This is a genomic window from Streptomyces sp. NPDC002403 (assembly GCF_053593015.1).
In genome coordinates this window covers 252,675-276,865 of the sequence record NZ_JBSFBQ010000004.1, presented here as the reverse complement: position 1 = coordinate 276,865, position 24,191 = coordinate 252,675, and the positions used below count along the sequence as shown (strand labels likewise).

20 protein-coding genes and 1 pseudogene are annotated in these 24,191 nt (G+C 72.2%); 14 read left to right on the top strand and 7 right to left on the bottom strand.

What is annotated here, in order from left to right; all coding sequences use genetic code 11:
- The first annotated feature begins 9 nt into the window (after positions 1 to 9).
- The 11 genes from hisI to lgt all read left to right on the top strand — a co-directional run bounded on the left by hisI (position 10) and on the right by lgt (position 8,853).
- A complete protein-coding gene (gene hisI, locus ACWCPY_RS07700) occupies positions 10 to 393 on the top strand; it encodes a phosphoribosyl-AMP cyclohydrolase (RefSeq protein WP_451263425.1) in 384 nt (127 codons plus the stop codon).
- A 12-nt stretch (positions 394 to 405) separates the two neighbouring features.
- Positions 406 to 1,899: an anthranilate synthase component I gene (locus ACWCPY_RS07695; RefSeq protein ID WP_451263424.1), complete on the top strand. Its 1,494-nt coding sequence runs from the start codon at positions 406 to 408 to the stop codon at positions 1,897 to 1,899.
- 14 nt (positions 1,900 to 1,913) lie between these two features.
- On the top strand, positions 1,914 to 2,579 hold the full coding sequence (locus tag ACWCPY_RS07690) for a TIGR02234 family membrane protein (RefSeq protein WP_451263423.1): 666 nt from the start codon (positions 1,914 to 1,916) through the stop codon (positions 2,577 to 2,579).
- A 133-nt stretch (positions 2,580 to 2,712) separates the two neighbouring features.
- The gene (locus ACWCPY_RS07685) at positions 2,713 to 2,961 is read left to right on the top strand and encodes an HGxxPAAW family protein (RefSeq protein ID WP_266420573.1); all 249 of its coding nucleotides are present in this window, start codon (positions 2,713 to 2,715) and stop codon (positions 2,959 to 2,961) included.
- Positions 2,962 to 3,041: 80 nt separating this feature from the next.
- Entirely contained in the window at positions 3,042 to 3,497 is a 456-nt protein-coding gene (locus ACWCPY_RS07680; RefSeq protein ID WP_451263422.1) for a DUF2752 domain-containing protein, read from the top strand.
- Between the two features lie 115 nt (positions 3,498 to 3,612).
- Positions 3,613 to 4,422 carry an indole-3-glycerol phosphate synthase TrpC gene (trpC, locus tag ACWCPY_RS07675; RefSeq protein WP_451263421.1) on the top strand — a complete coding sequence of 270 codons (810 nt, stop codon included), beginning with the start codon at positions 3,613 to 3,615 and terminating at the stop codon, positions 4,420 to 4,422.
- Positions 4,423 to 4,430: 8 nt separating this feature from the next.
- Positions 4,431 to 4,646, top strand: a complete 216-nt coding sequence (gene trpM, locus ACWCPY_RS07670) for a tryptophan biosynthesis modulator TrpM (protein ID WP_362443636.1) — start codon at positions 4,431 to 4,433, stop codon at positions 4,644 to 4,646.
- Between the two features lie 133 nt (positions 4,647 to 4,779).
- The gene (gene trpB / locus ACWCPY_RS07665) at positions 4,780 to 6,060 is read left to right on the top strand and encodes a tryptophan synthase subunit beta (protein ID WP_451263420.1); all 1,281 of its coding nucleotides are present in this window, start codon (positions 4,780 to 4,782) and stop codon (positions 6,058 to 6,060) included.
- Complete coding sequence (gene trpA / locus ACWCPY_RS07660) at positions 6,057 to 6,869, top strand: tryptophan synthase subunit alpha (RefSeq protein WP_451263418.1); 813 nt, start codon at positions 6,057 to 6,059, stop codon at positions 6,867 to 6,869. The genes trpB and trpA overlap by 4 nt, the downstream gene beginning before the upstream one ends.
- Positions 6,870 to 6,943: 74 nt before the next feature.
- On the top strand, positions 6,944 to 7,768 hold the full coding sequence (locus ACWCPY_RS07655) for a DsbA family protein (protein WP_451263417.1): 825 nt from the start codon (positions 6,944 to 6,946) through the stop codon (positions 7,766 to 7,768).
- A gap of 107 nt (positions 7,769 to 7,875) precedes the next feature.
- On the top strand, positions 7,876 to 8,853 hold the full coding sequence (lgt, locus tag ACWCPY_RS07650) for a prolipoprotein diacylglyceryl transferase (protein ID WP_451263416.1): 978 nt from the start codon (positions 7,876 to 7,878) through the stop codon (positions 8,851 to 8,853).
- A gap of 63 nt (positions 8,854 to 8,916) precedes the next feature.
- Here the strand turns inward: lgt and ACWCPY_RS07645 are convergent, their stop codons facing one another.
- From ACWCPY_RS07645 to ACWCPY_RS07615, 7 genes and pseudogenes are all read right to left on the bottom strand, one after another.
- Positions 8,917 to 9,723 (bottom strand): HpcH/HpaI aldolase/citrate lyase family protein, encoded by an 807-nt coding sequence (locus tag ACWCPY_RS07645; RefSeq protein ID WP_451263415.1) that lies wholly within the window; start codon positions 9,721 to 9,723, stop codon positions 8,917 to 8,919.
- Positions 9,720 to 10,919 (bottom strand): CaiB/BaiF CoA transferase family protein, encoded by a 1,200-nt coding sequence (locus ACWCPY_RS07640; RefSeq protein WP_451263414.1) that lies wholly within the window; start codon positions 10,917 to 10,919, stop codon positions 9,720 to 9,722. Before ACWCPY_RS07640 ends, ACWCPY_RS07645 begins: the two co-directional genes overlap by 4 nt.
- Positions 10,916 to 11,800 (bottom strand): ribokinase, encoded by an 885-nt coding sequence (gene rbsK / locus ACWCPY_RS07635; RefSeq protein WP_451263413.1) that lies wholly within the window; start codon positions 11,798 to 11,800, stop codon positions 10,916 to 10,918. Before rbsK ends, ACWCPY_RS07640 begins: the two co-directional genes overlap by 4 nt.
- Positions 11,797 to 13,170, bottom strand: a complete 1,374-nt coding sequence (locus tag ACWCPY_RS07630) for an ADP-ribosylglycohydrolase family protein (RefSeq protein WP_451263412.1) — start codon at positions 13,168 to 13,170, stop codon at positions 11,797 to 11,799. Before ACWCPY_RS07630 ends, rbsK begins: the two co-directional genes overlap by 4 nt.
- Entirely contained in the window at positions 13,167 to 14,354 is a 1,188-nt protein-coding gene (locus ACWCPY_RS07625) for an ADP-ribosylglycohydrolase family protein (protein WP_451263411.1), read from the bottom strand. Before ACWCPY_RS07625 ends, ACWCPY_RS07630 begins: the two co-directional genes overlap by 4 nt.
- Entirely contained in the window at positions 14,296 to 15,474 is a 1,179-nt protein-coding gene (locus ACWCPY_RS07620; protein WP_451263491.1) for an ADP-ribosylglycohydrolase family protein, read from the bottom strand. The genes ACWCPY_RS07625 and ACWCPY_RS07620 overlap by 59 nt, the downstream gene beginning before the upstream one ends.
- 375 nt (positions 15,475 to 15,849) lie before the next feature.
- Positions 15,850 to 16,668: pseudogene (locus ACWCPY_RS07615) on the bottom strand (ADP-ribosylglycohydrolase family protein); the annotation flags it as partial.
- Positions 16,669 to 17,002: 334 nt separating this feature from the next.
- Here ACWCPY_RS07615 and ACWCPY_RS07610 point away from each other — a divergent pair.
- The 3 genes from ACWCPY_RS07610 (at position 17,003) to ACWCPY_RS07600 (ending at position 24,172) form a co-directional block, all read left to right on the top strand.
- Positions 17,003 to 17,737, top strand: a complete 735-nt coding sequence (locus ACWCPY_RS07610; protein ID WP_362443606.1) for a VIT1/CCC1 transporter family protein — start codon at positions 17,003 to 17,005, stop codon at positions 17,735 to 17,737.
- Positions 17,738 to 18,150: 413 nt separating this feature from the next.
- The gene (gene gltB, locus ACWCPY_RS07605; RefSeq protein ID WP_451263410.1) at positions 18,151 to 22,719 is read left to right on the top strand and encodes a glutamate synthase large subunit; all 4,569 of its coding nucleotides are present in this window, start codon (positions 18,151 to 18,153) and stop codon (positions 22,717 to 22,719) included.
- Entirely contained in the window at positions 22,712 to 24,172 is a 1,461-nt protein-coding gene (locus ACWCPY_RS07600; RefSeq protein WP_451263409.1) for a glutamate synthase subunit beta, read from the top strand. Before gltB ends, ACWCPY_RS07600 begins: the two co-directional genes overlap by 8 nt.
- Positions 24,173 to 24,191: the final 19 nt, after the last annotated feature.

Here is a 24,191-nt window from a genome sequence, read left to right as displayed (position 1 = left end):
AATGGGCGCATGACCAGCGCGCCCACGCCCAGCACTCCGCCGCCGTCCGGCAACCTCGATCCGGCCATCGCGGCCCGACTCAAGCGCGGTGCCGACGGACTCGTCCCGGCCATCGCCCAGCAGTACGACACCGGCGAGGTACTGATGCTCGGCTGGATGGACGACGAGGCCCTGCACCGCACCCTCACCACCGGCCGTTGCACCTACTGGTCCCGCAGCCGCCAGGAGTACTGGGTCAAGGGCGACACCTCGGGCCACATCCAGCGGGTCAAGTCCGTCGCCCTCGACTGCGACGCCGACACCGTCCTCGTCCGGGTCGACCAGACGGGTGCCGCCTGCCACACCGGCGACCGCACCTGCTTCGACGCCGACGTCCTCCCGCTCACGCAGTAAGGGCCGCCCGCCATGGATCTCGACACCTTCCGCAAACTCGCCGTCGACCGGCGCGTCATCCCCGTCAGCCGCAGGCTCCTCGCGGACGGCGACACCCCCGTCGGGCTCTACCGCAAACTCGCGGCCGAGCGCAGCGGCACCTTCCTCCTGGAGTCCGCGGAGAACGGCCGCACCTGGTCGCGCTACTCCTTCATCGGGGTACGCAGCGCCGCCACCCTCACCGCGCGCGACGGACAGGCCCACTGGCTGGGCGTCCCGCCCGTCGGCGTCCCCGTCGACGGGGACCCGCTGGAGGCCCTGCGCGCCACCATCGAGACCCTGCACACCCCGCACGACCTGGTCGTCGACGACGGACTGCCCCCGTTCACCGGCGGCATGGTCGGCTACCTCGGCTACGACATCGTGCGCCGCCTGGAGAAGATCGGCGACAGCGGCGAGGACGACCTGCACCTCCCCGAGCTGACCATGCTGCTCACCTCGGACCTGGCCGTGCTGGACCACTGGGACGGCAGCGTCCTGCTGATCGCCAACGCGATCAACCACAACGACCTCTCGACCGGTGTCGACGAGGCGTACGCGGACGCCGTCGCCCGCCTCGACGCCATGGAACGCGACCTCTCGCGCCCCGTCGAGAACGCCCCCGCCACCCTCCCGCCGTCCGAGCTGCCCCCGTACACCGCACTGTGGGGCGGCAAGGCGTACCAGGACGCCGTCGAGGACGTGAAGGAGCGCATCAGGGCCGGCGAGGCCTTCCAGGTCGTCCCCTCCCAGCGCTTCGAAACCCCGTGCACGGCAAGCGCGTTGGACGTCTACCGGGTGCTGCGCGCCACCAACCCCTCGCCGTACATGTACCTCTTCCGGTTCGACGGCTTCGACGTCGTCGGCTCCAGCCCGGAGGCCCTCGTCAAGGTCGAGGACGGACGCGCCATGGTCCACCCGATCGCCGGGACCAGGCACCGCGGCGCCACCCCGCAGGAGGACCAGGCGCTCGCCGAGGAACTCCTCGCCGACCCGAAGGAACGCGCCGAGCACCTGATGCTGGTCGACCTCGGCCGCAACGACCTGGGGCGGGTCTGCGCACCCGGCTCCGTCGAGGTCGTCGACTTCATGTCGGTCGAGCGGTACTCGCACGTGATGCACATCGTCTCCACCGTCACCGGCCGCGTCGCCGAGGGCCGCACCGCCTTCGACGTCCTCACCGCGTGCTTCCCCGCGGGCACCCTCTCCGGCGCCCCCAAGCCCCGCGCGATGCAGATCATCGAGGAGCTCGAACCGGCCCGCCGCGGACTGTACGGAGGCTGCGTCGGCTATCTCGACTTCGCCGGGGACTCCGACACCGCCATCGCCATCCGCACCGCCCTGCTCCGCGACGGCACGGCGTACGTCCAGGCCGGAGCGGGCGTCGTCGCCGACTCCGACCCGGTCGCCGAGGACACCGAATGCCGCAACAAGGCGGCGGCGGTGCTCCGCGCGGTGCATACGGCCAACCGGCTCCACCCGGCCTGAGACGGTAGGGGATAGTGGAGTACGTGAGCGCTGTCCCCGTACCCCAGCCCCGTACCCGAGCCGTCGCCGCGCCCGACGCGGCGCCCGACGCCTCGGGAAGCCGTCGCAGTCTGGCCGCCGGTCTGCTCCTCGGGGCGGCCGGCGCCACCGTCGTGCTCCTCGCCTCCGGCCAGACCTGGGCCGAGGGCGAGGCGTCCGTCGGCGGCGGCGCGCTGCCCCTGACCGCCGACGGGCAGGACGTCACCGGCCTCCCCGCGGCTCTCGCCATAGTCGGCCTGGCCGCCCTCGTCGCCGTCTTCGCGGTCCGGGGCGCCGGCCGGCTGGTCGTCGCCGGGCTCCTCGCCCTCAGCGGCCTCGGCGCCGGACTGAGCGCCTGCCTCGGCGCCTCCGACAGCGCGGCGCTCGACGAGAAGGCGGCCCAGTCCACCGGCGACGCCTCGGCGACCATCGGCGCGCTCGCCCACACCGCGTGGCCCTACGTCACCGCGGCCGGCGGCCTGCTGATCCTGCTCGCCGGGCTGCTCGCCCTGCGCTACGGGAAGCTCTGGCCCACCATGTCGGGACGGTACGAACGGGACGGCACCCCCCGCCCCCGCAAGGCCGCCCGAACAGCCCCGGACCCGGACCGGCCGGAGGACCTCTGGAAGGCCCTGGACCGCGGCGAGGACCCGACGCGCTAGGAGACACCCCCAGCTGACGGCCTACCCGCACGTACGGGACAATGAAGCCGAGCTTTCAGCACAGCGGCACCAACAGCGGCACCAGCTTTGCGTACAGCGATACCAACAGCGCAACACCAACAAGGAGCAACTCATGGCGGGCAGCAGCCACGGACACACCCCGGCCGCCTGGACCGGTGTCATCATCTCCTTCATCGGCTTCTGCGTCGCAGGCGTCTTCATGGTCGCGGCCAACCCCGTCGGCTTCTGGGCCGGAATCGCCGTCGTCCTCCTGGGTGGGGTCGTCGGCCTCGCGATGAAGGCCGCGGGCCTCGGCATGCCGAAGGAGTCCGCCGAGATGGCCCAGGCACGGGCGCGCGCCGCACAGGCCCAGGTCTCCTGACGCCGCGCGGCACCCGTACGCATGCGAGGCGCAGCCCGGCCCGGGCTGCGCCTTTCGGCGTCAGCGGGGACAATCACGGGGTGGACGCATCGCCTACCCCCGCCGCCCCGCCGGTCTTCCCCCCGGCCCCCGTACCGGCCTCGCGCATCCGGCGGCTGACCACGCCGGCCGGCGTCATGGCCGTCGTCGTCGGCGCGTTCGGCTACGTCGGTGCCGTCGACCCCAACGAGCCCGGCCACTACCCGCTCTGCCCGCTGCTGAGGTTCACCGGGCTCTACTGTCCGGGCTGCGGCGGACTGCGCAGCGCCCACGCCGTCGCGCACGGCGACATCGCCGCGGCCCTCGGCTCCAACGCGATGGCCGTCGCCGGCTACGCGGCCTTCGCCGTCCTGTGGGCCGTCTGGGCGGTCCGCGCCGCCCGGGGCAGACCCATGAGCCTCGCCGCGAAACCCGTCGTCTGGTGGGGGATCGGGGCCGTGCTGCTGGCCTTCTCGGTCGTCCGGAATCTACCGATCGGTTCGTTTCTGGCGCCTTGAATGCCCAGGTAGTGGGACATTCGCCCACCGGATTCGGGCCCTTCGCCCTCCTGCGGATAGCATTGACATGGCTGATCCTGTTCCCTCATCACCGTCCCGGAAGGGGGCCGCTCGCGTGAGTGTGCTCGACGAGATCATCGACGGCGTACGCGCCGACCTCGCAGAGCGGCAGGCGCGTGTCAGCCTCGACGAGCTGAAGGAGCGCGCGGCGCGCGCTCCCGGGGCCAAGGACGGAGTCGCCGCCCTGCGCGGCGAGGGCGTCACCGTCATCTGCGAGGTCAAGCGTTCCAGCCCCTCCAAGGGGGCCCTGGCCGCGATCGCCGACCCGGCCGCGCTCGCCGCGGACTACGAGGCGGGCGGCGCGTCCGTCATCTCGGTCCTCACCGAGGAGCGCCGCTTCGGCGGCTCGCTCGCCGACCTGGAGGCCGTCCGCGCCAAGGTCGACATCCCGGTCCTGCGCAAGGACTTCATCGTCACCTCGTACCAGCTCTGGGAGGCCCGCGCCTACGGCGCCGACCTCGCCCTGCTGATCGTCGCCGCCCTCGACCAGGAGGCCCTGGTCTCCCTGATCGAGCGCGCCGAGTCCATCGGCCTGACGCCGCTGGTCGAGGTGCACGACGAGGAGGAGGCCGAGCGCGCCGTGGACGCCGGGGCGAAGGTCATCGGTGTCAACGCGCGCAACCTGAAGGACCTCAAGGTCGACCGCTCCGTCTTCGAGCGCGTCGCCCCCGAGATCCCGGCCCACATCGTCAAGGTCGCCGAGTCCGGTGTACGGGGCCCGCACGACCTGATCGCGTACGCCAACGCGGGCGCCGACGCGGTGCTCGTGGGCGAGTCCCTGGTCACCGGCCGCGACCCGCGGGCCGCCGTCGCCGACCTGGTCGCCGCCGGCGCCCACCCGGCGCTCCGGCACGGACGGAGCTGACCCGACCCGTGTCCGCCGAACGTCCCGCGTCCCGTCGCCGGCGGGGCCTGCGCCCCACCGGGACCACGGTCCGGGTCCCGCACGCCCCGCTGGCACGCGGCTGCCGCCCCCGCGGCTGCCGCGCTCCCGCGCGCCGTGTGCACGGCCGGCGGGTGCGGTACGTGATCGGCGACGAGCCCGGCCAGGTCAACGGCATGCGATGGCGCACGGGGACCGCGCTGTAGCGAGCCCCGGCCGACGTACCCGCACCACTCCAGTCGTACGTACGACCGCACCGCCCGACCGCCGGTCGCGGTGGCGCTCCGCTCACGGCGCATACGGTGAATCCACCCATTGCGATGTCGAGGAGCACGTCGGATGTCATCTGACTTCTTCATTCCGGACCCGGAGGGTCTGATCCCCAGCGCCGAGGGGTACTTCGGTGCGTTCGGCGGCAAGTTCATCCCGGAGGCGCTCGTCGCCGCCGTGGACGAGGTCGCCGTCGAGTACGACAAGGCCAAGGCCGACCCGGCCTTCGCCGCCGAGCTCAACGAGCTCATGGTCAACTACACCGGCCGGCCCAGCGCGCTGACCGAGGTCCCGCGCTTCGCGGAGCACGCGGGCGGCGCCCGGATCTTCCTCAAGCGCGAGGACCTCAACCACACCGGCTCGCACAAGATCAACAACGTGCTGGGCCAGGCGCTGCTCACCAAGCGCATGGGCAAGACCCGGGTCATCGCCGAGACCGGCGCCGGGCAGCACGGCGTCGCCACCGCGACCGCCTGCGCGCTCTTCGGCCTCGAATGCACCATCTACATGGGCGAGATCGACACCGAGCGGCAGGCGCTGAACGTGGCGCGGATGCGGATGCTCGGCGCCGAGGTCATCGCCGTGAAGTCCGGCTCCAGGACCCTGAAGGACGCCATCAACGAGGCGTTCCGCGACTGGGTCGCCAATGTGGACCGCACGCACTACCTCTTCGGTACCGTCGCGGGACCGCACCCCTTCCCGGCCATGGTCCGCGACTTCCACCGGGTCATCGGTGTCGAGGCCCGCCGCCAGATCCTGGAGCGGACCGGCCGGCTGCCGGACGCCGCCGTCGCCTGCGTCGGCGGCGGTTCCAACGCCATCGGGCTCTTCCACGCCTTCATCCCGGACGCGCACGTCCGGCTGATCGGCTGCGAGCCCGCCGGACACGGCGTGGAGACCGGCGAGCACGCGGCGACCCTGACCGCGGGCGAGCCCGGCATCCTGCACGGCTCGCGCAGCTACGTCCTCCAGGACGACGAGGGCCAGATCACCGAGCCGTACTCCATCTCGGCCGGTCTCGACTACCCGGGCATCGGCCCGGAGCACTCGTACCTCAAGGACATCGGCCGCGGCGAGTACCGCGCGGTCACCGACGACGCGGCCATGCAGTCGCTGCGTCTCCTCTCCCGCACCGAAGGGATCATTCCGGCCATCGAGAGCGCCCACGCTCTGGCCGGAGCCCTGGAGGTCGGCAAGGAGCTCGGCAAGGACGGGCTGATCGTGGTCAACCTGTCCGGCCGCGGCGACAAGGACATGGACACCGCAGCCCGCTACTTCGGGCTGTACGACGGGACCGACGGGGTCGTCGAGGCCGATGTGGCCGACGGGGAAGAGGAGGTCACCAAGTGAGCGGCAACGTGGAGCTGTTGAACACCTCCCTCGCGCAGGCGAAGGCGGAGGACCGGGCCGCGCTCATCGCGTACCTCCCGGCCGGGTTCCCGACCGTCGACGGCGCGATCGAGGCCGTGAAGGCGGTCGTGGCGGGCGGCGCGGACATCGTCGAGGTGGGGCTGCCGCACAGCGACCCGGTGCTCGACGGACCGGTCATCCAGACCGCCGACGACATCGCCCTGCGCGGTGGCGTGAAGATCGCCGACGTGATGCGCACGGTCCGTGAGGCGTACGGGGCGACCGGTGTCCCGATCCTCGTCATGACGTACTGGAACCCGATCGACCGGTACGGCGTCGAGCGCTTCACCGCCGAGCTCGCCGAGGCGGGAGGCGCCGGGTGCATCCTGCCCGACCTGCCGGTCCAGGAGTCCGCGCTGTGGCGCGAGCACGCCGACAAGCACGGTCTCGCGACCGTCTTCGTCGTCGCGCCCAGCAGCAAGGACGAGCGCCTCGCCACCATCACCGCGGCCGGCTCCGGCTTCGTCTACGCGGCCTCGCTGATGGGTGTCACCGGCACCCGCGAGTCGGTCGGCGACCAGGCCCAGGACCTGGTCCGGCGCACCCGCGCCACGACGGACCTGCCGGTCTGCGTCGGCCTGGGCGTCTCCAACGCCCGGCAGGCCGCAGAGGTGGCGGGCTTCGCCGACGGGGTGATCGTCGGCTCCGCGTTCGTCAAGGCGATGCTGGACGCCCCCGACGAGGCGGCCGGGCTGGCCGCCGTCCGCTCCCTGGCGGGCGAACTCGCCGAAGGCGTTCGAAAGCGCTGAATCGGGTGTAACCCAAACGGGTGGACCTGGACCGGGGAGGCACGCACGTGCCTCCCCGGTTCGTTGCTGCGGGTGTGAGCGAGAAGAACGAACAGGGAAAAAGGGCCGCGCGAGACCGGCTCGTACAGCAGCGTGAGCGCCAGAAGGCCGGTGAGCGCCGCAGGCGCACACTGATCGTCTCCAGTGCGGTGGTGGGTGTGCTGGCGCTGGCCGCCGTCGTCGGCGTGATCGCCGCGAATTCGGGCGGCAAGAGCGACAAGAGCGAGGCGGGCCCCCTCGTCGCACCGTCCGGCGCGACCGGGAAGGACAGTCTGGCCATCCAGGTGGGCGCGGACGGTGCCCCGTCCACGCTCACCATCTGGGAGGACTTCCGCTGCCCGGTCTGCGCCCAGTTCGAGAACGCGTTCCGCGACACGATCCACCAGCTGGAGAGCACCGGACAGATCAAGGTCGAGTACCACCTCGCCACGATCATCGACGGCAATCTCGGCGGCAGCGGCTCGCTGCGCGCGGCCAATGCCGCGGCCTGTGCCCAGGACGCCGGCAAGTTCTCCGCGTACCACGACGTGCTCTACCGCAACCAGCCGCAGGAGACCGACGACGCCTTCGGTGACAACGCCAAGCTGATCGAGCTCTCGGGGAAGGTACCGGGGCTCGACACCCCCGGATTCCGCGGCTGTGTGGAGGACGGCAAGCACGACAGCTGGGTCAAGAAGTCCAACACGGCGTTCCAGAACGGCGGATTCCAGGGGACGCCGACCGCGCTGCTCAACGGGGAATCGATCTTCCCGAAGAAGGGGACCGAGCCGATCACCGTGGCCAACCTGAAGAAGTGGGTGGCCGAGGCCAACAAGGGCAAGAAGCCGGGCACGGCCACCCCGGCCCCGTCGGGTTCCTGACCGGTCCACACGCGGGGCGGGCAGGGGAAACGATGACCTGCCGTTACCCACACGTTGTCGGGTGGGTTGCCGTACGCCCCACCCGGCAAGGTAGCGTCGACCTTGCCATGGACCTTGCCTACATTCCCAGCCCGTCGACCGGCGTGATCGAGCTCGGCCCGATCCCGCTCCGCGGCTACGCGTTCTGCATCATCATCGGTGTCTTCGTCGCCGTCTGGTTCGGCAACAAGCGCTGGGTCGCCCGGGGCGGCAGATCCGGCACTGTTGCCGACATCGCCGTCTGGGCCGTGCCCTTCGGCCTCGTCGGCGGCCGGCTCTACCACGTCATCACCGACTACCAGCTGTACTTCAGCGACGGTGAGAACTGGGTCGACGCCTTCAAGATCTGGCAGGGCGGCCTCGGCATCTGGGGCGCGATCGCGCTCGGTGCCGTCGGCGCCTGGATCGGCTGCCGCCGCCGCGGGATCCCGCTGCCCGCCTGGGCCGACGCGCTCGCTCCCGGCATCGCCCTGGCCCAGGCCTGCGGCCGCTGGGGCAACTGGTTCAACCAGGAGCTGTACGGCAAGCCGACCGATCTGCCGTGGGCGCTGAAGATCAGCGAGGGCCCCAACCGGGTCGCCGGCACCTATCACCCGACGTTCCTCTACGAGTCGCTGTGGTGCATCGGTGTCGCCCTGCTGGTGATCTGGGCGGACCGCCGCTTCAAGCTCGGACACGGCCGGGCGTTCGCCCTGTACGTCGCCGCGTACTGCGCGGGGCGGGGCTGGATCGAGTACATGCGGGTCGACGAGGCCCACCACATCCTGGGCCTGCGCCTGAACGTGTGGACCGCGCTGATCGTGTTCGTGCTGGCGGTGGTGTACATGGTGATCTCGGCGAAGGTACGGCCGGGGCGCGAGGAGGTCGTGGAGCCGGGCGCCGCGGAGGAAGCGGCCCGGGCGGCGGATGCGAAGGCCGGCGACGCGGAGGACGACGCGGGCTCCAAGAGCGACGCGGATTCCGAGGACGCCGAGGACGAGGCGGTCAAGACCGCCGTCACGACACTGGAGAAGAGCGACACCGCGGAGACGGCCAAGAACGGCTGAGCCGTGTGAACCCGTGGAACGGGGCCCCGGACCGACCGGTCCGGGGCCCCGTCGCATGTGGCCTCACCCGTCGGCCAGCGCCAGCGTCCTCCTGGCCGAGGCCACCACCGCCGCGTCGACGAACCGGCCGTCCGGCAGGGCCAGCGCGCCCTCGTCCGTCACGGCCGCCGCCACGATCTCCTCCGCCGCCTCGATCTCCCTCGGCGTCGGGCGGTACGCCCGCTCGATCACCGGGAGCTGGCGGGGATGGATCGCGGCCCGGCCCAGGAAGCCCAGCGCACGGCCGTGCGCGCAGGATGCCCACAGGCCGTCCAGGTCCCGGACGTCCGGGAACACCGACTGGGCGGGTGGGGCCAGTCCGGCCGCGCGGGCGGCGACCACCACCCGGCTGCGCGACCAGTCGAGCCCGGCGTCCTCCCGTACCCCCAGATCGGCCCGGAGGTCCGCCTCGCCGAGGGCGATGGAACGCACCTGGGGATGGGAGGCGGCGACCGTGTACGCGTGCTCGATGCCGAGCGCCGACTCCAGCAGCGGACAGAGTGCGACGCCCGGCGCCACGGCCGCGATGTGATGGACGGACGCCGCGTGCGTGATCTTGGGCAGCCGCAGCTCGTCGAGGCCCGGCAGCCCGGCCAGGGCGAGGATGTCCGCCTCGGTGTGGACCCGGACGTGGATCGGCACGGCCGCATCCCCGGCCGCTTCGGACAGCAGCTCGGCGGTGGCCGCGCGCGCGTACTCCTTGCGGTCCGGTGCCACCGCGTCCTCCAGGTCCACGATCACCACGTCCGCGCCCGAATCCCGCGCCTTGCGCACCACCTCCGGCCGGTCCCCGGGGACATACAGCCAGGTGAGCGGGACCGCCGCCGTCACAGCACCCGCTCCGCCCGCAGCGCGGCGATCTCCGGGGCCGACAGCCCCAGCCCGGTCAGGATCTCCTCGGTGTCCGCGCCGTGCGGCCGGCCCGCCCAGCGGATCGCGCCCGGCGTCGCCGAGAGACGGAAGAGCACGTTCTGCATCCTCAGCGGACCCAGCTCCGGGTCGTCGACCTCGGTGACCGAGTCCAGCGCCCGGTACTGCGGGTCCTCCATCACGTCCTGGACGTCGTGGATCGGTGCGATGGCCGCCTCCGCCTTCTCGAAGGCCGAGACCGCCTCCTGACGGGTGTGCCGGGCGATCCAGTTGCCGACCGCCCCGTCGAGCTCGTCGGCGTGCTCGGCCCGGGTGGTGCCGGAGGCGAACCACGGCTCGTCGATCAGCTCGGCCCGGCCGACCAGGCGCATCACCCGCTCCGCGATCGACTGCGCGGAGGTGGAGACCGCCACCCAGTGCCCGTCCGAGGTGCGGTACGTGTTGCGCGGGGCGTTGTTCCGGGAGCGGTTGCCGGTGCGCGGCTGTACGTAGCCGAGCTGGTCGTACCAGATGGGCTGCGGGCCGAGCACGGTCAGGATCGGCTCGATGATCGCCATGTCGACGATCTGCCCCTGACCGGTGCGCTCGCGCCCGGCGAGCGCGGCCATCACGGCGTACGCGGTGGCCAGCGCCGCGATCGAGTCGGCGAGCCCGAACGGCGGCAGCGTGGGCGGCCCGTCCGGCTCCCCGGTGATCGCGGCGAACCCGCTCATCGCCTCGGCCAGGGTGCCGAAGCCGGGGCGGTGCGCGTACGGGCCGAACTGACCGAAACCGGTGACCCTGACCAGGACCAGCCGCGGGTTGGCCGCGTGCAGCTCCGGCCAGCCCAGACCCCAGCGCTCCAGCGTGCCCGGCCGGAAGTTCTCGATGATCACATCCGTCCCGGCGGCCAGCCGGAGCAGGACGTCACGGCCGCCGGGGGCGGACAGGTCGAGGGTCAGATTGCGCTTGTTGCGGCCGAGCAGCTTCCACCACAGGCCGACGCCGTTCTTCGTGGGGCCGTGGCCGCGAGAGGGGTCGGGCCTGCGCGGATGCTCGACCTTGATCACCTCCGCGCCGAAGTCGCCGAGCATGGTGGCGGAGAGCGGACCGGCGAAGAGCGTGGCGAGGTCGACGACCCGCAGCCCGGTCAGCGGAGCCTGCGCGGGCGCGGTCATGCGGCGTCGATCTCGGTGCGGTACGGCATGGAGGTCGAGGCACCAGGCCGCTGGACGCAGAGCGCGGCGGCCGACGACGCCCAGGCCAGCGACTCCGGTACGGGGCGCCGCTCGCCGAGCGCGACGGCGAGCGTGCCGACGAAGGTGTCGCCCGCCCCGGTGGTGTCGACGGCGGTGACCTCGGGGGCGGGGAAGAGGACGGGCTCGCCGCCCCGGGCCGCGTACAGGCAGCCCTTCGCGCCGAGCGTGACGATCACCGCGGGGACCTGGCTGAGCAGATGGCGTGCCGCCGCATGGGGGTCGGTGAAGCCGGTCAGCGCCGCCGCCTCGTGCTCATTGGGGATCAACAGATCGACACAGTCCAGGAGTTCGGCGGGCAGGGGCTGCACGGGGGAGGGGGTGAGGATGGTCCGTACGCCCTGGGCGTGGGCCACCCGTGCGCCCTCGATCACCGCGGACAGCGGCAGCTCCAGCTGGAGCAGCAGCAGATCGGCGCCCGCGATGGCGGCCATCTCCCCGGGGCCGAGGGCGGTGACGGTGCCGTTGGCGCCGGGGACCACCACGATGGAGTTGGCGCCCGTGTCGTCGACGACGATGTGCGCGGTACCGCTGGGGCCCTCGGCGGTGTGCAGCAGATCGGTGTCGAGGCCCGCGTGCTCCAGCCCGGCCCGGAGCAGCTCGCCGTACGCGTCGTCGCCCACCGCGCCGATCATCGTCACATCGCCGCCCGCGCGGACGGCGGCGACGGCCTGGTTGGCGCCCTTGCCGCCGGGGACGGTGCGGAACTCCCGCCCGGTGACGGTCTCGCCGGGCCCGGGAGCCCGTGCGACGTACGCGACGAGGTCCATATTGGTGCTGCCGAGCACCGCGATACGGGTCATGGGCACAGCGCCTCCTTCTGGGCGAGCCGGTGGGTCTGTTCGGCGAGTTCGTCGAAGCCGATGGAGTCGAAACCGGGGACGGACGAGGCGAGCCGGTTCTTCAGCGGGGTGGTCCAGCGGCCGGGCAGCAGCGGTGGGGCCCCGGCCAGCAGTCCGGCGAGCGAACCGGCGGTCGCGCCGTTGGAGTCGGTGTCCCAGCCACCCGACACCGCACGGCAGATGGAGAGCGAGAAGTCGCCGTCGGCATGGGTGAGGGCGGCGGCGAGCAGCGCGGCGTTGGGCAGCACATGGACCCAGTGGTACCTGCCGTACTCGGCGTGCAGCCGGTCGGCCACCGCGTCGAAACCGGCGCTGCTCCGGGCCGCCTCGACACCGAGGAGCACCGCGTGCGCGAAGCGCGAACGCGGCGGTACGACCCGCAGCCCGGCGGCCAGGCACCCGTGCACATCGCTCTCGCCCCCGGCCGCCTCGGCGAGCGCCGCGGCGGTGAACATCGCCCCGTACACCCCGTTGGCGGTGTGGCTGAGCACGGCGTCCCGGTGTGCCTGCTCGGCCGCGGCCGAGGGGTCGCCCGGATGGGTCCAGCCGTGTACATCGGCCCGGATCTGCGCGCCGATCCACTCCCGGAAGGGGTTGCGGTGGCGGGCGGTGTGCGGGGGCTCGATGCCGTCCAGCAGATTGCGGTACGCGACCCGCTCGGCGGTGAAGGTCCGGCCGGCCGGGAGCTCGTCGAGCCAGAGCCTCGCGAGATCCCCGGTGGTGAAGGACGATCCGTGCCGCTGGAGCAACAGCACAGTGAGCAATGGGTAGTTGAGGTCGTCGTCCTCGGGCATGCCGTCGATGTTCTCGGCCAGCGAGTTGGGCGCGGAGCGGCGGTTCCAGGGGTAGGTGGCGGCCAGTGGGGCGGGCAGGTTCACGGCGGTGAACCAGGTGGTCAGCGGCCAGTTGCCGGTGGCGCGGGCCAGGGCGCGGATGCCGTCCAGCGGCAGCTTCTCGACGGGCTTGCCGAGCAGACAGCCGGCCGCCCGGCCCAGCCAGGCGGCGTGCAGCCGGTCCCGGCTCACCGGCGGTGCGTCGGGGCGGGACTCCGGCCAGTCCGGGCACGCGGCCCGGATCGCGGCCAGCTCCGTCGGTTCGTCCCTCTCCAACGGCGAGTCCAGCAGGGCGAGTTCATCGAGCAGCAGCTCCGCGAGGGTGCGCAGCTCCGGTGCCGGGGGCGTGGAGGCGCCCGCGCGCTCCGGGGCGGGGGAACCGCCCGCCTCGTACCACCGGCGTGCGACGGCCCGTGCGTCCCGCCCGTCCTCGGCCGCCTGCCGCAGTTCGTGCCCGACGAGGTCCTCGGGCTGCACCCATGTCACCCGTACGGTCATGGCGTACCCGCCAGTGCGGCGAACGCCGACTCGTGCGCGCGGCGCCGGGCCGTGTCGCGTACGAACACCTCGCGGGCGACGTCCGCCAGGGTCCGCGCGGGTGCGCAAAGATCGAGGCGGCTGGCCTCGGCGACCGTTCTCACCCAGGTGGCGGGGATCGCCCGCTCCCCGTGGAGCGCGCCCGCGACGGCGCCGCTCATCGTGGCGATCGAGTCGCAGTCCCGGCCGTAGTTGACCGAGCCGAGGACCGTGTGCCGGTAGTCGCCGTCCGCGACGAGCAGCATCCCGAGCGCGATCGGCAGCTCCTCGATGGCATGCAGCCGCGACGGCCGGCGGGCGCCGAGGGACGGGGCGCGGTAGTCGGGGCCGACCGTGTCGAAGGGGGCGACCGCTTCACGCAGCGGGGTCAGCGCCGACTCGAAGTCACTGTGTCCGGCGGCCGCTTCGCACACCGCCTCGATCGCCGAGCGGGTGCCGTCCTTGGCGAGCGACAGACAGGTGTCGACGACGCTCGTGGGGGTCGCGCCCGGGACGCAGGCGGCGGCGACGGCCGCCGCGAAGACTCCGGCGGCCTCCCTGCCGTAGCTCGACTGGTGGGCACCGGCGACATCCAGCGCCTCGGCGTACGCGGCCTCCGGGTGGGCGGCGTTGACCAGGCCGACCGGGGCCATGTACATCGCCGCACCGCAGTTGACGATGTTCCCGTTGCCGGCCTCGCGCGGATCGACGTGGCCGTAGTGCAGCCGGGCGACGATCCACTTCTCGGCGAGGAAGATCCGCTGGAGCGGCAGCGCCTCGGCCTCCAGCTCCGGGATCCAGCGGGGGCCCGAGATCAGCTCGGGCACGAGATGCCCGGCGACCGCGTAGGCGTCCAGATGGTCGCGCACCGCGCCGTACACCCGTACCAGCGCATGGGTCATCAAGGTGTCGTCGGTGACGTGCCCGTCGCCCTTGTGGTACGGGGCGATGGGGCGTGCGGTGCGCCAGTTCTCGCCGTCCCACGGGCCCACGACGCCGTCGATCCGCCCGCCGTGACGGGCCACGATCTGCTCGGGGGACCGGCCCTCCACCGGACCGCCGAGCGCGTCGCCGACAGCGGCGCCGACGAGTGCGCCCGTGATCCGTTCATCGAGTGCGAGTGTCGTGGGTCCGGCCTCGGGCCGCAGGGGCATCGTGGATGTCATGTCCGAATTGTCCACCCGGGGGCTTCGGTTCCGTGTCTGCCAGCAGCCCGGCGAGTTCGATGAGATCGGTCCCCGCGAGCCGGGGCAGCGCACAGCCCGCGAGGGTGCGGCAGGACTCGCGCCAGCCGTCCGGGACGGCACCGATTCCGCCGAGCGCACCGGTCAGCGCGCCGGCCAGCGCGGGTGCCGAGTCGGCCACCCGGGACAGGCAGGCAGCGGCGGGAACGGCCTGGGCGATCTGGCCGCGGGCGGCGGTGGCCAGGGCGAGAGCGACCGGGACGGTCTCGGCGGCGGCGATCCCGTAGCTGTAGACATGGTCGACGATCTGATGCTCCAGCACCGGCACCAGGGCGAAGGCGCCCGCCGCCTCCCCGACGAAGTCACGGGCGATCCGGACGGCGTGGGCGGCGTTGCGGGCGATCTCGGTGCCGTCGGGGAGCTGGGCGAGCGCGGCGTTCACCGCGGTGTCCACGTCCGCGCCGCCGAGCGCCTCGGCGACCGCCGCCGCCATCGCGCGGGCCCCGTGGACCCCGTCCCCGTCCTGGGTGTAGCGCGCGTCGAACTCGGCGAGGTCGGCGGCGGCGGTGGGGTTTGCGGGGTGGGCGACGGCGAGCACGGCGGCCCGCACGCAGGCCGCGTCGTCGAAGTAGTGCGGGTTGTCGTGGCCGGTGGCGGGCGGGCGCAGCCCGGCGGCGAGATTGCCGAGCCCGGCCCGTACCGAGATCCGGGCGCGCAGCGGGAGCACCGCGGATTCGACCTCGGGGGCGCGGGCGGCGGCCGCGGCGACCTCGGCCGCCAGGGCGTTCCAGGCGACGTCGACGGCGGCCCGCAGCCGGCGTCCGGGGGAGAGCCCGTGCAGCGGACCGGCCGCGGAGGTGAGCAGGGTCCCGGCGGCGAAGGCCGCCCATTCGGCGTCGTCGGAGGGCCCCAGCCGCAACGGCTCGGGCGGCTGGTTGAGCGCGATGGGGACGGGCAGCGTGGTCGTGGCGTTCTGTTCGGCGAAGGTGTCGAGCTCCCGGGTCAGCCGCCGGGTCCACTCGGGCATCCGGGCCGCCCGGTGCCGTGCGGCGGGCCACCCGGCGGCATCCCCGGCGGCGAGCCCGAGCAGCAGTCCCTCGATCCGGGCCCGGTGCCCGGCGGTGGAGCGGGTACGGGGACGGGCGGCCGGGGACGCGGAGGCACGGGGGGTGCCGGCGTCCGCGGGCCGCGTCTGCCGTGTGCCCGCGTCCGCGGATGAACGGTGCCCGGCCGGGGCCCCGCCGCCGGGGCGGCCGCCGCGCGGGGCGGCGTTCTCGTACGCCCGGCCCGCCTCGTACACCCCACCCGTGTCGTCGGCCTCGTCCGGGGTGAGCAACTCCGCGATGTCCAGGACGTGATGGCCCCGCATGGTCGGCAGACAGCTGCCCCGGACCGGGCCGATGGCGTCCCCCCACTGCGGCGGGATCGCGGACTCCCCGTTCAGGGCGCCGGCCAGGGCCCCCGCCAGCGCGGCCGTGGTGTCCGCGTCGCGGCCCATGTTGACCGCCGTCAGCACCGCCGTGCGGAAGTCGCCGCGCGCCGCCGCGAACGCCCCGAAGGCCAGGCCCACCGCCTCGGGCGCCAGGTCCGTCCACGGGTAGCCGCCGATCACCACCGCGGAGCGCACCGCGCGTTCCATGGTGAGCCGGTCGGGGTGGGCGCGCTGCGCGGCGGTCACCGCGCGCCGCAGCGAACGCGCCGTCCAGGAGTCCATGGGGACGACCGACAGCGCGGCGGCGATCACCGACGCGACCCCGGCACCCGTCATCGCGGCGGCCACCCCGGCCGCCACCGCCTGGCCGCCGTAGATGCCCTCCCCGTCATGGCTGACCCGCCCGTCCACCGCGACCAGCCGCGCCGCCTCGGCCGGCCGGCCCGCCGCGAAGACCCCGAACGGTGCCGCTCTCATCGCCAGACCGTCGCTCCAGGCGTGCCGGTGCTGGGCGGAGATCGGGGCGGCGAGACCCCGGCGCAGATTCTCCAGCGTCCCCCGTTCGCTGAACCCGGCACCGCGGAACTGGCCCTCGTCGAGATCGGCGATCCACAGATGCCAGGCCCGCTCCACATGCGTGACGGTCAGTGCGGAGCCGTGCCGGGCGAGCAGCAGCCCGGAGAAGATCGCGTACTCCGTGTCATCGGTCCCCGCGGGGTCGTCGCTCACGAAGCCCTCGATCCGGCCCCAGCGGTGGCGGATCTCCGACGGCCGCAGATTCTCCGCCGGTGCGCCCAGCGCGTCCCCGACGGCGAGACCGAGCAGGCAGCCGCGGGCCCGGTCGGCGAGGTCTCCCCGGGGCATCTCGGACCGGCCCGTACCGCCCGTCCGCGGCTCCGCCGGATCCCCTGTGATCAACTCCATCGCGTCGACCCTTCGCTCGCGCCGAGCCAGTTCTCGTACTCCCTCGATCTGTGCCACGCGGAGCCCCGACATCGGCCGACAATCACAACAAAAGGGCCAGTCGGATGAAGAGTCGGACGTGGCGAGGAAGGCCGTACTCGGGCCGTACGACCTGCTCACGGAGGGTGGTAAGTACGGCCTGCCTTGCTGGCGGGGGGCGTTTTTCGTGCGTACTTTCGATGGTGTCGAGCGGGGGTGGGGCGAGTGGATTCCGCCGCCGGAGAAGGGGAGAGCTGTGTCCATCATCGAGACCGACGCCGTACTGCACGAAGCACACCGCGACAACCACACCCACCGTGACGTGAACGGCGGCTGGCTGCGTCCGGCGGTGTTCGGTGCCATGGACGGGCTGGTCTCCAACCTCGCGCTGATGACCGGCGTCGCGGGCGGCTCGGTCTCCCAGCAGACGATCGTGATCACCGGTCTGGCGGGGCTGGCCGCCGGTGCGTTCTCCATGGCGGCCGGCGAATACACCTCCGTGGCCTCGCAACGCGAGCTCGTCGAGGCCGAACTCGACGTCGAGCGACGGGAGTTGCGCAAGCACCCCAAGGACGAGGAGCGGGAGCTCGCCGAGCTCTACGAGTCCCGCGGAGTGGAGCCCGAACTCGCCCGCGAGGTCGCGCGGCAGCTGTCGCGCGACCCGGAGCAGGCCCTGGAGATACACGCCCGCGAGGAGCTGGGCATCGACCCCGGCGATCTTCCCTCGCCACTCGTCGCCGCGGTGTCGTCGTTCGGCGCCTTCGCGCTGGGCGCCCTGCTGCCCGTGCTGCCGTATCTGCTCGGGGCGAGCGCGCTGTGGCCTGCCGTGCTGCTCGCACTGGTCGGGCTGTTCGCCTGCGGCGCGGTGGTGGCCAGGGTGACGGCCCGCAGCTGGCTGTACAGCGGGCTGCGTCAGCTGGCGCTCGGCGGGGCCGCGGCGGCCATCACCTACGGTCTGGGCACGCTGTTCGGCGTGGCCGTCGGGAGCTGACCCCTCGAAGCTCCGGGCACCCATTCCCGCAGGCGGGCATGGGTGCCCTTCGTGTGTCCGCCATCCGTGTGACGTACGTCTTGGTGACTGCCCCTGGGCGGAGCAGCTCCCACGGGCGTAAAATGAGTCCCTATGCAGGGCTACACATAAGTAGCCATTACCTGGCGGTTTCATTTCCCTTGCCGCCGGGCAAGCCGTAGACACCGCGGGCAACGACGCCTGCTCTCTGCGGTCCCCCAGGGCGCCGATCCTCCGACTGCGACCCGCCCCCACTGCCTCGGGCGGTGTCCGTATGTTGGAACGAACTATCCGCTTCTTGAGAAGCGCCCCATTATGTAACCTGCACGAAATTTCGCAGAGGGCCAACGTCGTCCCTCGGCACTGCATATGCCACGACGACGACGGGAGAGCCGATGCGTTCCGACGCCTGGTCGCCCATGGACGGTCGCCCCGCCCAGCAGGGGATGTACGACCCCCGTAACGAGCACGACGCCTGTGGTGTCGGGTTCGTGGCCACTCTGACCGGTGTGGCCAGCCATGAGCTGGTCGAGCAGGCGCTGACCGTACTGCGCAACCTCGAACACCGCGGTGCCACCGGATCCGAGCCCGACTCCGGGGACGGCGCCGGGATCCTCCTCCAGGTGCCGGACGCCTTCCTGCGCGAGGAGACCGCCTTCGACCTCCCCGAGGCCGGCGGCTACGCCGTCGGAATCGCCTTCCTGCCCGCCGACGACTCCACCGAGGCCGTCCGCAAGCTGGAGAAGGTCGCCACCGAGGAGGGCCTGAAGGTCCTCGGCTGGCGCCAGGTCCCCGTCACCCCCGGAATCCTCGGCAAGGGCGCCCGCGCCACCATGCCCGAGTTCCGGCAGCTCTTCGTGGCGGACGGCGAGAACACCGGCATCGCCCTCGACCGCAAGGCCTTCGTACTGCGCAAGCGCGCCGAGCGGGAGGCCGGGGTGTACTTCCCCTCGCTCTCCGCCCGCACGATCGTCTACAAGGGCATGCTCACCACCGGGCAGCTGGAGCCGTTCTTCCCGGACCTCTCCGACCGCCGCTTCGCCACCGCGGTCGCGCTGGTCCACTCGCGGTTCTCCACCAACACCTTCCCGAGCTGGCCGCTCGCCCACCCGTACCGCTTCGTCGCGCACAACGGCGAGATCAACACGGTCAAGGGCAACCGCAACTGGATGAAGGCCCGCGAGTCCCAGCTCGCCTCCGGCCTCTTCGGCGAGGCCCAGCTCGACCGGATCTTCCCCGTCTGCACCCCCGACGCCTCCGACTCCGCCTCCTTCGACGAGGTCCTGGAGCTGCTCCACCTCGGTGGCCGTTCGCTGCCGCACTCGGTGCTGATGATGGTTCCCGAGGCGTGGGAGAGCCCCGAATCCATGAACGCCATGGATACAGCCCGCCGCGCCTTCTACCAGTACCACTCCACGATGATGGAGCCCTGGGACGGCCCGGCCTGCGTCACCTTCACCGACGGCACCCAGGTCGGCGCGGTCCTGGACCGCAACGGTCTGCGCCCCGGCCGCTACTGGGTCACCGACGACGGCCTCGTCGTGCTCTCCTCCGAGGTAGGTGTCCTGGACATCGACCCCGCGAAGGTCGTCCGCAAGGGCCGCCTCCAGCCCGGGAAGATGTTCCTCGTCGACACGGCCGAGGGCCGCATCATCGAGGACGACGAGATCAAGGCCGCCCTCGCCTCCGAGCAGCCGTACGGTGACTGGCTGGAGACCGGCGAGATCGAGCTGGAGGACCTCCCCGAGCGGGAGCACATCGTGCACACGCACGCCTCCGTCACCCGCCGCCAGCAGACCTTCGGCTACACCGAGGAAGAGCTCCGCGTCATCCTCGCGCCGATGGCCCGCACCGCCGGCGAGCCGCTCGGCTCGATGGGCACGGACTCGCCGATCGCCGCGCTCTCCGAGCGCCCCCGGCTGCTCTTCGACTACTTCACCCAGCTGTTCGCGCAGGTCACCAACCCGCCGCTGGACGCCATCCGCGAGGAGCTCGTCACCTCGCTGCGCTCCACGCTCGGCCCGTCGGGCAACCTGCTGGAGCCGACCGCCGCGTCGTGCCGCAGCGTCACGCTGCCCTTCCCGGTGATCGACAACGACGAGCTGGCCAAGCTGATACACATCAACGCCGACGGCGACATGCCGGGCATGAAGGCCGCCACGCTCTCCGGTCTCTACCGGGTCGGCGGCGGCGGCGAGGCCCTCGCCACGCGGATCGAACAGATCTGCGCCGAGGTCGACGCCGCCATGGAGGACGGCGCCCGCCTGGTCGTCCTCTCCGACCGGCACTCCGACGCCGAGCACGCCCCGATCCCGTCGCTGCTGCTCACCTCGTCCGTCCACCACCACCTCATCCGCACCAAGCAGCGCACCCAGGTGGGTCTGCTGGTCGAGGCCGGGGACGTCCGCGAGGTCCACCACGTCGCGCTGCTCATCGGCTACGGCGCCGCCGCGGTCAACCCGTACCTCGCGATGGAGTCCGTCGAGGACCTGGTCCGCGCCGGTACGTTCATCGAGGGCATCGAGCCCGAGAAGGCCATCCGGAACCTGATCTACGCGCTCGGCAAGGGCGTCCTGAAGGTCATGTCCAAGATGGGCATCTCGACGGTCGCCTCCTACCGGGGCGCCCAGGTCTTCGAGGCCGTCGGCCTGGACGAGGAATTCGTCGCTAAGTACTTCAACGGCACCGCCACCAAGATCGGCGGCGCCGGCCTCGACGTCATCGCCAGGGAGGTCGCCGCCCGGCACGCCAAGGCCTACCCCGCCTCCGGCATCTCCGCCTCGCACCGCGCGCTGGAGATCGGCGGCGAGTACCAGTGGCGCCGCGAGGGCGAGCCGCACCTGTTCGACCCGGAGACGGTCTTCCGCCTCCAGCACGCCACGCGCAACAAGCGCTACGACATCTTCAAGAAGTACACCGACCGGGTGAACGAGCAGTCCGAGCGGCTGATGACGCTCCGTGGTCTGTTCGGCTTCAGGAGCGAGCGCGAGCCGATCTCCGTCGACGAGGTCGAGTCCGTCTCCGACATCGTCAAGCGCTTCTCCACCGGCGCCATGTCGTACGGCTCGATCTCCCGCGAGGCGCACGAGACCCTCGCCATCGCGATGAACCAGCTGGGCGGCAAGTCCAACACCGGTGAGGGCGGCGAGGACGCCGACCGGCTCTACGACCCGGCGCGCCGCTCGTCCATCAAGCAGGTCGCCTCCGGCCGCTTCGGTGTGACCAGCGAGTACCTGGTCAACGCGGACGACATCCAGATCAAGATGGCGCAGGGCGCCAAGCCCGGCGAGGGCGGCCAGCTGCCCGGCCACAAGGTCTACCCGTGGGTCGCCAGGACCCGGCACTCCACCCCGGGTGTCGGTCTGATCTCGCCGCCGCCGCACCACGACATCTACTCCATCGAGGATCTGGCCCAGCTGATCCACGACCTCAAGAACGCCAACCCGGCGGCCCGCATCCATGTGAAGCTGGTCTCCGAGGTCGGGGTCGGCACGGTCGCCGCCGGTGTCTCCAAGGCGCACGCGGACGTCGTCCTGATCTCCGGCCACGACGGCGGCACCGGCGCCTCTCCGCTGACGAGCCTGAAGCACGCGGGCGGCCCCTGGGAGCTCGGCCTCGCCGAGACCCAGCAGACGCTCCTGCTCAACGGCCTGCGCGACCGCATCGTCGTCCAGACCGACGGCCAGCTCAAGACCGGCCGCGACGTGGTCATCGCCGCGCTGCTGGGCGCCGAGGAGTTCGGTTTCGCGACCGCGCCGCTCGTCGTCTCCGGCTGCGTCATGATGCGCGTCTGCCACCTGGACACCTGCCCGGTCGGCATCGCCACCCAGAACCCGGTCCTGCGCGACCGCTTCTCCGGCAAGGCCGAGTACGTCGTCAACTTCTTCGAGTTCATCGCCCAGGAGGTCCGCGAGATCCTCGCCGAGCTGGGCTTCCGTACGATCGAGGAGGCCGTCGGCCACGCCGAGCTGCTCGACACCGACCGCGCGACCACGCACTGGAAGGCACAGGGCCTCGACCTGGAGCCGCTGTTCCACGTCCCCGAGCTGCCCGAGGGCGCGGTCCGCCACCAGCGGATCGAGCAGGACCACGGCCTGGCCAAGGCCCTCGACAACGAGCTGATCAGGCTCGCCGCCGACGCCCTGAACGCGGACAGCGCCGAGACCGCCCAGCCCGTCCGGGCCCAGATCGCGATCCGCAACATCAACCGGACCGTCGGCACCATGCTCGGCCACGAGGTGACGAAGAAGTTCGGCGGCGCGGGTCTGCCGCAGGACACCATCGACATCACCTTCACCGGTTCCGCCGGCCAGTCCTTCGGCGCGTTCGTACCGAGCGGTGTGACGCTGCGCCTGGAGGGCGACGCCAACGACTACGTCGGCAAGGGCCTCTCCGGCGGCCGGGTCGTCGTCCGCCCGGACCGCGGCGCCGACCACCTCGCCGAGTACTCCACCATCGCGGGCAACACCATCGCCTATGGCGCCACCGGCGGCGAGCTGTTCCTGCGCGGCCGCACCGGTGAGCGCTTCTGCGTCCGCAACTCCGGCGCGACGGTCGTCTCGGAAGGCGTGGGCGACCACGGCTGCGAGTACATGACCGGCGGTCACGCCGTCGTGCTCGGCGAGACCGGACGCAACTTCGCGGCCGGCATGTCGGGCGGTGTCGCGTACGTCGTCGACCTGAACCGCGACAACGTCAACACCGGGAACCTCGGCGCGATCGAGGAGCTCTCGCAGGCCGACGGGCAGTGGCTGCACGACGTGGTGCGCCGTCACCGGGAGGAGACCGGTTCCACGGTCGCCGAGAAGCTGCTGGCCGAGTGGGACACCGCGGTGGCCCGCTTCAGCAAGATCATCCCGTCCACCTACAAGGCAGTGCTCGCCGCCAAGGACGCCGCTGAGCTCGCCGGTCTCTCCGAGCAGGAGACCACCGAGAAGATGATGGAGGCGGCGACCCATGGCTGACCCCAAGGGCTTCCTGACCACCGGGCGCGAGGTCGCCGAGACCCGCCCCGTGGGTGAGCGCGTCAAGGACTGGAACGAGGTCTACGTTCCGGGCTCGCTGCTCCCGGTCATCAGCAAGCAGGCCGGCCGCTGCATGGACTGCGGCATCCCGTTCTGCCACAACGGCTGCCCGCTCGGAAACCTCATCCCCGAGTGGAACGACTACGCCTACCGCGAGGACTGGTCGGCCGCGTCCGAGCGCCTGCACGCCACGAACAACTTCCCGGAGTTCACCGGGCGGCTCTGCCCGGCCCCGTGCGAGTCGGCGTGCGTGCTCGGCATCAACCAGCCGGCCGTCACCATCAAGAACGTCGAGGTCTCCATCATCGACAAGGCGTGGGGCAACGGTGACGTCACCCCGCAGCCGCCCGAGCGGCTCTCCGGCAAGACCGTCGCCGTGATCGGTTCGGGCCCGGCCGGTCTCGCCGCGGCCCAGCAGCTGACCCGGGCCGGCCACACCGTCGCCGTCTACGAGCGCGCGGACCGCATCGGAGGCCTTCTCCGGTACGGCATCCCCGAGTTCAAGATGGAGAAGTCGCACATCAACCGCCGCATCGAGCAGATGCGCGCGGAGGGCACCAAGTTCCGCACCGAGACGGAGATCGGCAGGGACATCGACGCCGCCAAGCTCCGCCGCCGGTACGACGCGGTCGTCATCGCCGCGGGTGCCACCGTCTCGCGCGATCTGCCCGTCCCGGGCCGCGAGCTGAACGGCGTGCACTTCGCCATGGAATACCTGCCGCTGGCCAACAAGGTGCAGGAGGGCGACCTGACGGTCACCCCGATCACCGCCGAGGGCAAGCACGTCGTCGTGATCGGCGGAGGCGACACCGGAGCCGACTGCGTCGGCACCGCCCACCGCCAGGGCGCGCTCTCCGTCACCCAGCTGGAGATCATGCCCCGGCCCGGCGAGGACCGGAACGCCAACCAGCCCTGGCCGACCTTCCCCATGCTCTACAAGGTGACCTCCGCGCACGAAGAGGGCGGCGAGCGGGTCTACTCCGTCTCCACCACCCACTTCGAGGGCGACGAGAACGGCGACGTCCAGTCGCTGCACCTGGTCGAGGTGGAGTTCAAGGACGGCAAACTGGAGCAGAAGCCCGGCACCGAGCGGTCCATCCCCGCGCAGCTGGTCACCCTCGCCATGGGCTTCACCGGCACCGACCAGGCCAACGGTCTGGTCCAGCAGTTCGGCCTGGAGCTCGACGAGCGCGGCAACGTCGCGCGCGACGCGGACTTCGCCACCAACGTCGGCGGGGTCTTCGTCGCCGGTGACGCCGGCCGCGGCCAGTCCCTCATCGTGTGGGCCATCGCCGAGGGCCGCTCCGCGGCACGCGGGGTGGACCGCTACCTGACCGGAGCCAGCGCACTGCCGGCCCCGATCCGCCCGACGGACCGTGCACTGACGGTCTGATCACGGCACACAGAGACGT

What these genes read in the sequence shown, in the direction of transcription:
- hisI (WP_451263425.1), top strand. Translation starts at nt 10, where the DNA reads ATGACCAGCGCGCCCACGCCCAGCACTCCGCCGCCGTCCGGCAACCTC.
- ACWCPY_RS07695 (WP_451263424.1), top strand. Translation starts at nt 406, where the DNA reads ATGGATCTCGACACCTTCCGCAAACTCGCCGTCGACCGGCGCGTCATC.
- ACWCPY_RS07685 (WP_266420573.1), top strand. Translation starts at nt 2,713, where the DNA reads ATGGCGGGCAGCAGCCACGGACACACCCCGGCCGCCTGGACCGGTGTC.
- trpB (WP_451263420.1), top strand. Translation starts at nt 4,780, where the DNA reads ATGTCATCTGACTTCTTCATTCCGGACCCGGAGGGTCTGATCCCCAGC.
- lgt (WP_451263416.1), top strand. Translation starts at nt 7,876, where the DNA reads ATGGACCTTGCCTACATTCCCAGCCCGTCGACCGGCGTGATCGAGCTC.
- ACWCPY_RS07640 (WP_451263414.1), bottom strand. Translation starts at nt 10,919, where the DNA reads ATGACCGCGCCCGCGCAGGCTCCGCTGACCGGGCTGCGGGTCGTCGAC.
- rbsK (WP_451263413.1), bottom strand. Translation starts at nt 11,800, where the DNA reads ATGACCCGTATCGCGGTGCTCGGCAGCACCAATATGGACCTCGTCGCG.
- ACWCPY_RS07630 (WP_451263412.1), bottom strand. Translation starts at nt 13,170, where the DNA reads ATGACCGTACGGGTGACATGGGTGCAGCCCGAGGACCTCGTCGGGCAC.
- ACWCPY_RS07625 (WP_451263411.1), bottom strand. Translation starts at nt 14,354, where the DNA reads ATGACATCCACGATGCCCCTGCGGCCCGAGGCCGGACCCACGACACTC.
- gltB (WP_451263410.1), top strand. Translation starts at nt 18,151, where the DNA reads ATGCGTTCCGACGCCTGGTCGCCCATGGACGGTCGCCCCGCCCAGCAG.
- ACWCPY_RS07600 (WP_451263409.1), top strand. Translation starts at nt 22,712, where the DNA reads ATGGCTGACCCCAAGGGCTTCCTGACCACCGGGCGCGAGGTCGCCGAG.